Source organism: Shewanella scandinavica, assembly GCF_031932065.1.
In the GTDB taxonomy this organism is placed as follows: Bacteria; Pseudomonadota; Gammaproteobacteria; order Enterobacterales; family Shewanellaceae; genus Shewanella; species Shewanella baltica.
In genome coordinates this window covers 1-12,871 of record NZ_JAUOES010000003.1, presented here as the reverse complement: position 1 = coordinate 12,871, position 12,871 = coordinate 1, and the positions used below count along the sequence as shown (strand labels likewise).

Below are 12,871 nucleotides of genomic sequence, written 5' to 3'. Positions count from 1 at the left end.
ACGAAAAGTTAATAGGGATAAAAGCTTAACAAGAAGGAAAGATAAGAAAAAATTGTAGGAAAAATAGAAGGGCGGCATACACAGTCAAACTCGACCATGTATGCCAAAACAGGCAATATTATTCGGCGTTGTTCGCCGCATCTAACTCATCGGTCAACCATTGCGGATGGCACCATTCATTTAGAATAGCCAACACTTTAGGCTTACCGGTTCCTTTAAGCGATGAGAAAGGCTCAACCTGTACCCAGTCACCAAACTCACTCAACGCCAGACGCACTTCATTTACCGTTTTCATCTTAGCGCTTTGAGCTAATTTGTCTGACTTGGTCAGCAAAGCTAACACAGGGATTTCACTGGCAACCGCCCACTCGATCATCTGCATATCGAGATCTTTTAGTGGATGACGTATATCCATCAAGACAACCACGCCACTTAAACAAGCGCGTTTTTGCAAATATTCACCTAATGCCTGCTGCCATTTATTTTTCAACGCAAGCGGGACTTGTGCAAAACCATAGCCAGGTAAGTCAACTAAACGACGCTGAGCATCTAACTCAAATACGTTAATTAATTGAGTTCGGCCAGGGGTTTTACTGGTTCTTGCTAAACTTTTTTGCTCAGTTAATGCATTGAGTGCACTAGACTTTCCAGCATTAGAGCGGCCAGCAAATGCAATCTCAACTCCAACATCGCCGGGCAGATATTGATCCAAATGTGCAATGTCAGGTGCACTGATTAAAAACTTTGCCCTACGAAAATCTATACGAGATTCAGTCACTATTTACTCCGAAATTTTTCTACGCAATACCATAATTTATGAAGAATTACTTACTTTTCCACGTTTTCGTGTAAAATATTACTCCGATCACATTAATCATATTTTACCACGCTTGCGGGTCACCCTAGTAAGCTCAGGATAATAATCTTAACCAGAAGTTGGAACGCCATGAAAAAGCTAGCTCTTGCGCTGTCTGTTGTAATTGCCGCCATATCTTCACCTGCGATTGCTGAAGGTAATGCTGAAGCGGGAAAAACGAAAATCATTGTCTGTTCAGCCTGCCATGGTATGGACGGTAACAGTATGATCGATATGTACCCTAAACTTGCGGGCCAACACGCCACTTACCTCCAAAAGCAACTACATGATTTCCGTAGTGCAGCGCAAACTGGCGGTAAAGACGGTCGTATGGATCCTATCATGAGTGGCATGGCAATGCCTCTAAGCGATCAGGATATTCTCGACATTACTGCATATTTTTCTAGCCAAGTAATCCAAGTGACTGAAGCGAAAGATGTCCCTGAGTTAGGCGCTAAACTTTACAAAGGTGGCGATGTTTCACGTGGTATTACCGCTTGTATGGCATGTCATGGCCCAGATGGTAAAGGCGCTGAACTTGCAGGCTTCCCAACATTGGCTGGCCAACACGCCAACTACATCAAGATCCAACTGACAAAATTCCGTGAAGCGGGTCGTCATAATGACCTGAACGGCATGATGCAAGATGTGGCTAAAAAGCTAAGCGATAGCGATATCGACGCACTATCTAAGTATCTTTCTAGCCTGAAGTAATCTTAGTCAGTTAAGAAAGGGGTGTATTATCACCCTTTTTTTACACCACCAAGTTGACGTGAACGTAAACTGCATAAGATTCATGCTTGACATAGATCACAGATTTGGGTTTAATAAGCCCCGTACCGAGATAAACCCATCTGTTTGTACAAAAAGATTAATAATAACTTACAGGTTTCGGTATAATTAACATTCAAGATATAAGAATAAAGACACTCAATAACAATAATATACTTAAGACCACTCTCTAATAATAACAAGAGTCGTGATTTCCACTTGAAATCCAGGTCAGCACAATTTTGTAAGGGATGGCCGATAATGCCAATTTGCTTCTAGCAAAACGCCTTACATTCAGGGTAACTTGCCCCATCAGGACACAGTTTACATGATGTAAACTGTCGCAAAGGAAGCGATAAGCTTAGGATGCACTGGCTGGATGCTTGTTATCACTGGAAGGTACTTAAGTAACACGGATGGTTAACTAAACGTCAATGATGACGATGCTATACAATGATGTGTCGCGAGACCATCTACGGAAACTGTGGTCAGGATGGCGACAGAAAAAATAAAGTGTCTGGAAGACCGTTAACAAAAATAATGCAGGGAAAGCAGTAAAAAAAAGAAGGATACCGACCGGGAAAGTCGCATAGCAAGTATGGATACTTGGAATCAGGATAAGGTGCTAAAGCACCCTTTGTAAGGCGGCAGTTTAACTGCCGCCTTTTTTCTTTGGTGTAAATACACCACCAGTGTCTAAAATGTGCACTCGACCAATATAATTGGTACAATCAAAGCCTTAATAACCACTTCAGCAGACTCAATGCCCAGATGCCCTCTTTGTCATAACAGTCAGACACAACTCCTTCATCAAGATAAAAAACGGAGTTTTTATGTTTGCAAGACATGTGAGTTAACCTTTGCGGATGCAAATAGCCATTTACCACCCGCGGCAGAGAAACAAAGATACGGTCGTTCACGCATTGCGTTGAAGCAAAAGCAGCTATCGCAATTTATTTTGCCGCTGTTAGCGCAATTAGAGCAGCAGCAAGCTGGTCGTTTATTAGGATTGAATTTTGGACGCATACTCGATAATGAGAGTTTGGCGACCATAGAAAATGCGGGCCACAAGTTAAACCAATACGATCCCTTTTTTGCCCCGAATCATGATGTGTTAAAGCAAGAATATGATTTTATCTGCTGTTATCGCGTTTTTGAGCATTTTCAGTACCCAATAAAAGAGTGGGCCTTACTCTCTCGACTACTTCATCCAGGTGGTTGGTTAGCGATAAGCACACCGTTACTGACTGAATTAGATGGTTTTGCTAAGTGGCATTATAAGAACAACCTCACCCATGTGAGCTTTTACCAGCGACAAACCTTCGAGTACCTAGCAAACAATAGCGATTTTGAACTATTATTTGCCGCAAAGGACCTCGTTTTGATGCAAAAAACATCATAATCTGGTATAACACTCGGCCTAATTTCGCACCTTGTAGACAAGCTCAACCTTAGTCTGCGGGGCCATACGTTGTAAACAATTGAGAAGACCATGTCTCGTAGCAAGAAAACACGCAAGGGCGGCGAGAACAGCCCTAAGTTACAGCCAAGAGTGAAGAAGCAAGATCGCGCTGTAGCGACTGGCAAACGTAAAGATTCTGGCAATAAATCAGGCAGTCGTCATAACGAAAGCTTAATTTTAGCGCAAGCGCCGCAACAGCAGGCCGCGAAGAAAAAAGACCCGCGTCATGGCAGCAAAAAGCCTATTGCTTTAGCGATTCCAGCGGCAGTGGTTACAGATAAAGCCGCCCAGCCAAAAGTGAAACAAGCTAAGCTGACTGACGAGCAAAAACTGCTGAAATTGGAAGAAGATCCAAGACTAAATCAGCTGTTAGATATGCTGGAAGAAGGCCGTGATCTCAACGATGTAGATCAAAAATGGTTAGATCAACAGCTGAATAAGATTGAAGCTCTGATGGTTAAACTCGGCATTAGCGACGATATGGATGATGACGCACCTTCATCACCAGCTAAGTCTTTGTCTGACGATGAGTTGTTCGATAAGTTCGAATCAGGCGCTGACTTACTGAAAGATTATCAAGACAAGTTCTAAACCTCTCAGTGCTAAGGCATAGGGAACTCAGTTTTTTAGCTGTGCTCCTTATGCCATTCATATAAGGAGTCTCTGTGTCTACGGCTATCATTATTCTCGGTTTTATCATCATAGTAGCGCTTAGTAGCTACGCCACCTTCTTAATCCTAAAACTCAAGCAGCAAAAAAAGCGTCAGCAGGCCGAACAAGCCGAGCGTGAAGTCACGGCGAATGCAAAACGCGCCCAAGTTTTAGATGATATCCGCTATATCGCCACTGCCATGATTGAAGACCGCTGTGAGATCTCTGAAGGCGTGGTCAGAATTGGGCGATTATTTGAAATCCTGTCATTGAGTGAGCGTGTGGCTCCTGATTACCCTTCATTATTCAAACACTTTGAGCTAATTAAAAATCATCCCATCATGGACGCTCGTCAAGCCTTGCCTAAGCAAGAAAGGATGAAGTTAGATTTGATCAGAATGAAGTCCGAAGCGGCATTAGAGCAAGGCATCAGTGATGATGCGAAAAAACTGGCGGATTACCAAGCCAAAGCGATGCATTAAACTCGCTCATTGTTATACCTCAAGACCACTTATGTTGTGGTTTTGAGGTCATCTCGATAAAACCCACTCCAATCTTACTCTGCTGTCTCCCGTGAGACTGCGCACAAAACCACCACATATCGACAGACAAGCGTACTTTTTTGATAGATATTGCGTAACTTCTAAAAAGACAGACGTCATTTTTACAACCTAGATCAAGGTTATTTACTTAAGAACCTTGCATACTTCGCTTGTTGCTAATTTACCCACGGAGGACACGCCTTGAAGCAGCCCACTCAGATTAGCTGGGATCAGTCGATGATCGAAAAGTATAACTACAGCGGTCCCCGTTATACCTCTTACCCAACGGCATTGGAGTTCGATGACACATTCACCGAACAAAACCTGCTGACGGCCATTGAAAATAGCAAAAGCGATAAACTGTCGCTGTATATTCATATCCCGTTCTGCGCCAAGCTTTGTTATTACTGCGGCTGTAATAAAGTCATCACCCGCCACCAACACAAAGCCGATCAGTACATTGAATATTTAAGCCAAGAAATTATCAAACGTGCGCCCCTGTTTAAACATTACAGTGTGACCCAAATGCATTGGGGCGGCGGTACACCTACGTTCTTAAATCCTGAGCAGATTCTTAAACTTACGTCATTGATTAAAGCTAACTTTAACTTTGCGGAAGAAGGCGAGTACTCGATTGAAGTCGATCCTCGCGAGATAGAACTGTCAATGCTCGACACATTGAAAGAAGCGGGCTTCAACCGGATCTCCATTGGCGTACAAGATTTCAATAAAGAAGTGCAAATTGCCGTTAATCGCGAACAAGACGAGCAATTTATCTTCGACTTGATGGCCAAAGCGAAAGCCATGGGTTTTGTGTCAACCAACATAGATTTAATCTATGGTTTGCCACACCAAACGCCAGAAACCTTTGCCGTCACTATGCAGCGCGTTTTAGATTTATCACCTGACCGCCTGTCGGTATTTAACTATGCTCACTTACCTGCGCGCTTTGCTGCACAACGTAAGATCAAAGACGAGCATTTACCTTCGCCAAAACAAAAACTCGAAATGCTGCACCAAACTATCGAGACCTTAACTGGCGCGGGTTACCAATATATCGGTATGGATCACTTTGCTAAACCCGATGACGAGTTAGCCAAGTTACAGCGTGAAGGCAGACTGCACCGCAACTTCCAAGGTTATACCACCCAAGAAGAATGTGATTTGTTAGGTCTTGGCGTGTCATCCATCAGTCAGATTGGCGACTGCTATGCGCAAAACCAGAAAGATATCCGCCCTTACTATGAAGCCATAGATAAGGAAGGCCATGCTTTGTGGAAAGGTTGCAGCCTGAACCGTGACGATGAAATCCGCCGCGTAGTGATTAAACAGCTGATTTGCCACTTCGAATTAGATATGGCGAAAATTGATGAGAAACTGGGGATTAACTTCGAAACCTATTTCGCGGAAGATCTTAAGTTAATGCAGACATTTATCGATGACAAGCTAGTTGAAATCGTCAACAGACAGATCACTATCAGCCCAACTGGCCGTTTATTGATCCGCAATATCTGTATGTGTTTCGACCTTTACTATCGTCAAAAAGCACGTCAGCAACAGTTCTCGCGCGTGATCTAAAGCGCCTATCGCTGCACTCGCGAACGCTCATAAAAAATCCGACTCTAGAGTCGGATTTTTTATTTATAGCTATTTTTATTAATGACTCAGAGCTTATACCTTAGCGGCATACAGTGCTTTGCGATCACTGTCGGATAAAAACGCCATTTCAACGCCGTTGCGTTGCACCTGCGCTAACTCAGCATCGGTTAACTTGAGTTCGGATTTAGCAATACGGTACTCATGATTAATGTCGATAGCGCTCACACCGGGATCATCGGTATTTAAGTTGATCAATACGCCTGCATCCATAAAAGTTCTAAAAGGATGCTCAGCGTAAGAAGCGACTGTAGAAGTATGCAAGTTACTGGTTGGGCAAGATTCGATACCAATACGGTGCTTAGCGAGATATTCCATCAACTTAGGATCGTGAATCGCGTTCACCCCGTGGCCAATTCGCGTCGCGCCAAGTTCTTGAATCGCTTGCCACATACTTTGTGAACCCGCGGCTTCACCGGCGTGAGCCGTAATCGCAAGATCTGCATCACGAACACGTTTAAAGTGCTCGTTAAATAACTCGCCAGGGAAACCCATTTCATCGCCAGCTAAGTCCATAGCCACGAGATGTTGTTTATGGGCAAGTAAGCCTTCAAGTTCTTGAGTACAAGCGGCTTGACCGAATGAACGTGACAAAATACCAATCAAATTGATCTTCACGTTATAGTCTTTTAAGCCCGCTTTAACGCCGTCGATTACTGCTTCAACTACGCCTTCAATCGGTAACTTATGGTTCATCGCCATATAGTAAGGACTAAAACGTAACTCAGCGTAATCTAAGCCAGACAATGCCGCATCGGCAACGTTTTCATAGGCAACGCGTTTAACCGCATCCAAGTCAGCGAGTACGCCAACCATCCAATCGAGCTTCTTTAAGAAGGCGACTAAGCTAGTTTCTTTCCCCTGAATTTGCACAAAAGGTGCGAGAGTCTCTAAAGAATCGGCAGGTAGCACAATGCCGTGTTGGTGTCCTAGTTCCCAAATGGTGTTTACTCGCACATTACCGTCTAGGTGACGATGCAGATCCACCAATGGAATGGATGTATCAATCATATTTAACCCCTATTTGAACTACCCAGCCAATGCTTTTGTTATTTGGTCGCGGGCGGACACTAAGTTTAACACGCATTTTCAGGGGCATTTATGCGCCAAACGCATTTAAATTCACATTCAGTCACAATTCTGCTTAATATCCATACAAGGAACTGCCGTATTCATCAGGCATAATGACTTCAATAACAACGAAAATATCAGAGATCGACTATGCATAAACTCTTAACCCCCAGTTTATTGATATGCGCATTAAGCGCCTGCAGTGCCACTCAAACCACAAAAAATGACCAAACCGCAGCGCCACAGGCAATATCAGCAACACAGTCGCAAGTTGAGCCCATAGTTCCCGCGCTGCAAGCGATCATCGACCAAAGCTGGCAATTACAGCTCAGCGCGAGTCCTGAAATGGCTTACAGCATGGGGGATGCCAGTGCCGCAGGAAAGTTATCGGATCTCTCGCCAGCTGCACTCTCTAAGCTCAATCAAGGCCAAATCGCAGTATTAGCGCAGCTCAAAGCACTCGACCGCAGCAGTTTGAGTAAAGAAGATAAGATTAACGCTCAAATACTGGAAGATCAGCTCCAAAACGATGTCGACCTGTATCGCTTTAAAGATTATTACTTGCCCATTACCGCGGAAAGCGGCTTCCACGCTTATATCACCTCAATCGCACAGGGAAGATTCAACACCCTTGAGGATTACCGCAACTATATTGCCAAACTCAATGCACTCCCGACCTATTTCGCCCAGCAAACTCAATGGCTGAAACAAGGATTAGCCGAGGGAATAACGCCGCCTAAAGTGACACTCAATGGCTTTGAAGACAGTATCAGTGCTTATATCGTCCCTGTGGAAAAGAGCGGTTATTTCAAACCTTTTACGCAATACCCCAGCTATTTCACTGAAGCACAAAAAACTCAGCTGACCCAAGAAGGTCGCGCCTTAGTCGAGCAAAAAGTCCTACCGCTATATCAAAACTTCTATGATTTTATGACCAAAGAGTACATTCCCAATGCACGGGAAAATATCGCGGCCAGCAGCTTACCTAACGGTGCTGAGTTTTATGAGAATCGAGTACGTTACTATACGACCTTGAATATGACGTCGGCAGAAGTGCATGAGCTGGGCTTAAAAGAAGTAAAGCGTATCCGCCAAGAGATGGAGCAAATCATCAAGTCCGTTGGCTTTAAAGGCAGCTTTGCCGACTTCTTACATTTCCTGCGGACCGATCCCCAGTTCTACACCACCAGTGCCGATCAGTTACTCAAAGAAGCGGCATTTATTGCCAAAAAAGCCGATGCCATGCTGCCTAAGTACTTCGGCAAACTCCCCCGTAAACCCTATGGTATAGCGCCAGTGCCCGCCGAAATTGCGCCGAAATACACCACAGGCCGATATTCAGGATCGAACAGCGATGACGAACCCGGTTACTACTGGGTCAACACTTATGCATTGGACAAGCGCCCACTCTACGAGTTAGAAGCTTTAACTTTGCACGAAGCCGTACCCGGTCATCATCTGCAAATTTCACTCAACTCTGAGCTAACGTCACTCCCCGATTTCCGTCGTTATGGCTATATCTCTGCCTTTGGCGAAGGCTGGGGTCTGTATTGCGAATACTTAGGTTTAGAGGCTGGCTTCTACCAAGATCCCTACAGTAACTTTGGCCGCTTAACCTATGAAATGTGGCGGGCAGCGCGTTTAGTCGTAGACACAGGCATGCATGCCCAAGGATGGAGTCGTCAACAAGCCATCGATTTTATGGCCAGCAATACCGCGCTATCACTGCACAATGTCACGACCGAAATTGACCGTTATATTTCGTGGCCAGGACAAGCCTTGTCCTACAAGATTGGCGAGTTAACGATCAAGCGGTTACGCGCTAAAGCAGAACAGGAACTCGGCGACAAGTTTGATATTCGCGCCTTCCACGACGCTGTGCTCGAAAATGGCTCAGTACCTATGTCGATCCTCGAACAGCAAATCAATGATTTTATTGAAGCTAAAAAGGCGACACGCTAAGTTAATCACAACCATGGGAGTCGGTATTTTCAGACTCCCATGGTTGTCTGTTACACTCTAGCAAACCATTCAAGCCAAATGATTTGCGACTGAGTATGAGCCAAGCCAAAGCGACATTTTCGACTGAACACGATTTAAATACCTCAGAGCAGCAAGCCTTCTGGCAAAGCGTTGTTCAAGACACGCTGATCACAGCTGATGGCATCACGCTGGCCTATATGATGGTCAAACATCCCCAAGCACATACCGCAATCGTTCTCAGTAGTGGCCGAGTTGAATCCTATTTAAAGTACCAAGAATTGGTCTTCGACTTGTACCAACAGGGTTACTCTGTTTATGCCATCGATCACCGTGGCCAAGGATTGTCGGATCGTATGACAATCAATCCACACATGGGTCATGTGCGAAGATTCAATGATTATATTGATGATTTTGCACTGTTTATGCAGAAGAAAGTGTTACCGCAAAACGACAAACAACTCATGCTACTTGGCCATTCAATGGGTGGCGCGATTGGCACTTTGTATCTCAAACAACATCCCGATATTTTTACCGCCGCGGTATTTTCAGCGCCCATGTATGGCATCAAATTACCTATGCCAAAAGCATTCGTGCGCTGGTTAGCCAGTAAACTCGATACCACACTCAATGGCGGTGAACCTAACTATGTGCTTGGAGGACAAAACTATAAGCCGGTTCCCTTCAAAGGAAATGAGCTAACCCATTGCCAAAGTAGATACCAAGCCTATCGAGACTTGTATGACGCGGCCCCTAAGTTACAACTCGGTTCCCCAACTAACCGTTGGTTGACAGAATCTTTAGATGCAGCAGACACTTGCGTACTGGCAACGGCGCAAATTCGCACGCCAATCCTGATACTGCAAGCGAGTGAAGATAAGATTGTTGATAATGCGGCCCAGAATCTTGCGGTGAGCACTCATTGCCAATTGAAGGTGATCGCAGGGGCTGCCCATGAGATTTTTATGGAAAAAGACGCCTATCGGAACCAAGCCTTAAATTATGCGCTCGACTTCTTTAAACGCTTCGCAATAAAGGACGAGGACAAACAAGCTGGATAAAGTCCGCTTGGTTTAGCGCTCGGCTGAATAAATAGCCCTGATAACCATCACAGCCAAATTCAACAAAGGCTTGATAGTGTTGGGGTGATTCAACGCCTTTAGCCACCACGTGCAAATTAAACTGCTGCGCAGAGACAATTAACGCCTTCACTCTTTGTGGCATTGCGGCTAATGAATCAATACAACTCATATCCAATTTAACCGCAACTAATGGCTGGTTGGCTAAACAACTTAAAGCACTCGAGCCAGAACCGAAATGATCGAGGACGATACCTATCCCTGCATCAACTAACTTAGACACGCGCTCAGCCACAAACTGTGGTTGCATTAACAATGCGGCCTCATTGAGTTCAATACCCAGTTGATGAGCCGTAATGCCATGCTCTTTAACTAACGCAACCAATGCATCAACAAAATCTGCCTGACCAAATGAGAATGCACTGATATTAAGAGTTAAAGTCGGCAAACTCCGGCCTTGGGCATGGGATGTCTGAATAAACTGACACACACGATTAGCGACCCAAAAATCGAGTTCAGCAATCATTCCTCCCTGTTCGGCTAACGCTACAAACTCTGCAGGCGGGATAAACTCGCCATCGGTACGATACCAACGTGTGAGCACTTCAGCCGAGACCAATTCACTGTGCGCATTCATCACAGGTTGGAACATTAACGTCATGCTATCTTGCTGTAATGCCGTCTGTAACTCCTGTTGTAACTGTTCATCACGGCTCTGACGTAAATCCATCTCAGCATGATAGAAAGCGCATCCCGCTTGCCCAGGTTGCTTAGCACTCAAGGTTGCTAACTCGGCGCGGCGCATGACTAAAGCAGGATCTAAGGTCTCTATGCTGTCGAGCAAACAAATCCCCACATTCGCGCTAAGCTCAAAATAATGATGACCATAATGGAATGGTCGAGCAATCACTTGCCTTAACTCACTCGCAAGCGCTAAAGCACGACGCGCAGCCACTGAAGCATCAACCGCTAAGTCTTTAGCCAGCAAAACAAAATCACCGGACTCCAATCGGCCAACGGTAATATTCTCAGTAAAATAACTCGATAGACGTGCAGCCACTTGCGTGAGTAAGCGCTCTAATTCGTGGGAGTTTAGAGTCGCGACCAAGCCTAATCTATCCACCTCAACAAGCAGCAATGCTCCCCATTGACCTGAACTATTACCTTGGGTTAAAAATTGCGACAGTCGCGCCACAAAGACATCGGGTAACATCTTGCGACCCGTAACCGATTGATCCACAAGTTCATTAATCGCAGCATGGTTCTTGGCACTTTCTGACACATCCATATGAATGCCGATCATCCGAGTAGGACGTCCTTGAGGGTCCCAATCAACCAGCATGCCGCGATCCAGCACCCACACATAATGCCCCTCTCTATGTCGCAGGCGATGGACACTTTCAAATTCCTTACTTTTACCGCTAACGTACTCCTGCAACGCATCCAGTACGATATCCCTATCATCGGGATGTAACCGCGTTTCCCAAGTCTGGAATACGCCCGCTAATTCATCCGGCGCATAACCGATCATCTCTTTCCAGCGATCAGAAAGAAAAACCTCACCCGTGCTGATATCCCAATCCCAAATACCGTTCCGCGAGCCTTCCACCGCAAACAGCCAGCGCAGTTCGCTGTCATTCAACTGTTTCACAGCACGACTCAAACGTTCATGTACCTGCTGCAAACTGGCTTGCAATGATAAGACTTCTGATGAGCTCCAAGGGATCGATGTCGAAAAGGAAGAAGTCCCTACCTGTTTAGCGGCCTCGCTTAATATTTGGAATGGACGGATCAACAGGAAATAGAGAATGAAGGTAAAACCAATCAGTAATAATCCACCCAGCCCCCAAACCCGCATAAAACGTTGTTGTAACTTAGCGGAAGCTTCGGCAACTAAAGGCGCTAAATCGGCTTCAAGATAAATCAAATCAACCGCACCACCATACTGAGGCACGACGGGATAATATGCTTGAATAGTTAAGCGTTCGAGATTAACGAGAATTTGTGGCAGGAAAGCCTGAACCACAGCACGATGACGAGTAGCATCATAACCATCAATGACTTGCATGGCATTGCTATCACGCCAAACAGTATGGTTTGCAAAACGAATACGGCTATCAGCATCAACTAAGATATAAACCATAGTGCCCATATCCAGCGCAGCTAAGGAAACCTCCTGCTCGATCCGCTCCACATCCTGTAAAGCCTGCGCCGATTGAACCACATTCTGCATCCGGAACAACTGCTGCTTTATCAGTTTCGATTGTCGCTGCGCCAATTCAGCACGCACTTGATCGCTTTCAAACAGGTACTCGCCTATGACCAACACTAAATATAGTGTCAGCATACACAGAGGGAGCAGTACCGCGAGCGAAAGCTTACGAAGCATAGGCAACAGACAGCCTTTAACAAAAATGTGAATAGTTTTTGTATGCTAACGGGAAACTAACCACTAAGCAAAAGGACTTATCAAACTAAGCGAGATCTTGATGTAAATAATGAACTTAGAGTATAAAAGTCTGAAATATAGGAAGGAAAAAACGTAAAGAACTAGCGAAATGACCAGAGCTAAAACGAATAGAACAATGTTCTGTATTAACGCTGATTTAACAAATTGCAGATGCAAAAAAGCCAGCTTATTCAGCTGGCTTCGTTACATCTCAATGAGATAATTAGGCGCTTGGCGATGACCTACTCTCACATGGGGAGACCCCACACTACCATCGGCGCGTTTGCGTTTCACTTCTGAGTTCGGGATGGGATCAGGTGGTTCCACAAGGCTATTGTCACCAAGCAAATTCTG

General features: G+C 45.0%; 10 protein-coding genes and 1 rRNA gene. 7 read left to right on the top strand and 4 right to left on the bottom strand.

The genetic code is table 11. The features are described from left to right. Positions 1 to 118: 118 nt before the first annotated feature. Complete coding sequence (yihA, locus tag Q4Q50_RS02810) at positions 119 to 778, bottom strand: ribosome biogenesis GTP-binding protein YihA/YsxC (protein WP_006079362.1); 660 nt, start codon at positions 776 to 778, stop codon at positions 119 to 121. A 168-nt stretch (positions 779 to 946) separates the two neighbouring features. Between yihA and Q4Q50_RS02805 the strand changes: the two genes are divergently transcribed. The 5 genes from Q4Q50_RS02805 (at position 947) to hemN (ending at position 5,860) form a co-directional block, all read left to right on the top strand. After that, on the top strand, positions 947 to 1,570 hold the full coding sequence (locus Q4Q50_RS02805; protein WP_311898282.1) for a c-type cytochrome: 624 nt from the start codon (positions 947 to 949) through the stop codon (positions 1,568 to 1,570). Between the two features lie 820 nt (positions 1,571 to 2,390). Beyond that, positions 2,391 to 3,029: a class I SAM-dependent methyltransferase gene (locus tag Q4Q50_RS02800; protein WP_107950056.1), complete on the top strand. Its 639-nt coding sequence runs from the start codon at positions 2,391 to 2,393 to the stop codon at positions 3,027 to 3,029. Between the two features lie 90 nt (positions 3,030 to 3,119). Then, positions 3,120 to 3,680: a Der GTPase-activating protein YihI gene (gene yihI, locus Q4Q50_RS02795; protein WP_006079359.1), complete on the top strand. Its 561-nt coding sequence runs from the start codon at positions 3,120 to 3,122 to the stop codon at positions 3,678 to 3,680. A 74-nt stretch (positions 3,681 to 3,754) separates the two neighbouring features. Continuing rightward, positions 3,755 to 4,222 (top strand): DUF2489 domain-containing protein, encoded by a 468-nt coding sequence (locus Q4Q50_RS02790; protein WP_311898281.1) that lies wholly within the window; start codon positions 3,755 to 3,757, stop codon positions 4,220 to 4,222. A 261-nt stretch (positions 4,223 to 4,483) separates the two neighbouring features. Next, the gene (gene hemN, locus Q4Q50_RS02785; RefSeq protein ID WP_107950061.1) at positions 4,484 to 5,860 is read left to right on the top strand and encodes an oxygen-independent coproporphyrinogen III oxidase; all 1,377 of its coding nucleotides are present in this window, start codon (positions 4,484 to 4,486) and stop codon (positions 5,858 to 5,860) included. 93 nt (positions 5,861 to 5,953) lie between these two features. Here the strand turns inward: hemN and add are convergent, their stop codons facing one another. After that, on the bottom strand, positions 5,954 to 6,949 hold the full coding sequence (gene add / locus Q4Q50_RS02780) for an adenosine deaminase (protein ID WP_311898279.1): 996 nt from the start codon (positions 6,947 to 6,949) through the stop codon (positions 5,954 to 5,956). A gap of 210 nt (positions 6,950 to 7,159) precedes the next feature. Here add and Q4Q50_RS02775 point away from each other — a divergent pair, with 210 nt between their 5' ends. Next, the gene (locus tag Q4Q50_RS02775; protein ID WP_311898277.1) at positions 7,160 to 8,971 is read left to right on the top strand and encodes a DUF885 domain-containing protein; all 1,812 of its coding nucleotides are present in this window, start codon (positions 7,160 to 7,162) and stop codon (positions 8,969 to 8,971) included. Positions 8,972 to 9,066: 95 nt separating this feature from the next. Then, positions 9,067 to 10,050 carry an alpha/beta fold hydrolase gene (locus Q4Q50_RS02770; protein WP_259214366.1) on the top strand — a complete coding sequence of 328 codons (984 nt, stop codon included), beginning with the start codon at positions 9,067 to 9,069 and terminating at the stop codon, positions 10,048 to 10,050. Here the strand turns inward: Q4Q50_RS02770 and Q4Q50_RS02765 are convergent. Continuing rightward, positions 10,007 to 12,457 carry an EAL domain-containing protein gene (locus Q4Q50_RS02765; protein ID WP_311898276.1) on the bottom strand — a complete coding sequence of 817 codons (2,451 nt, stop codon included), beginning with the start codon at positions 12,455 to 12,457 and terminating at the stop codon, positions 10,007 to 10,009. The genes Q4Q50_RS02770 and Q4Q50_RS02765 overlap by 44 nt on opposite strands. 289 nt (positions 12,458 to 12,746) lie before the next feature. Then, a 5S ribosomal RNA gene (gene rrf / locus Q4Q50_RS02760) occupies positions 12,747 to 12,862 on the bottom strand. Positions 12,863 to 12,871 lie beyond the last annotated feature (9 nt).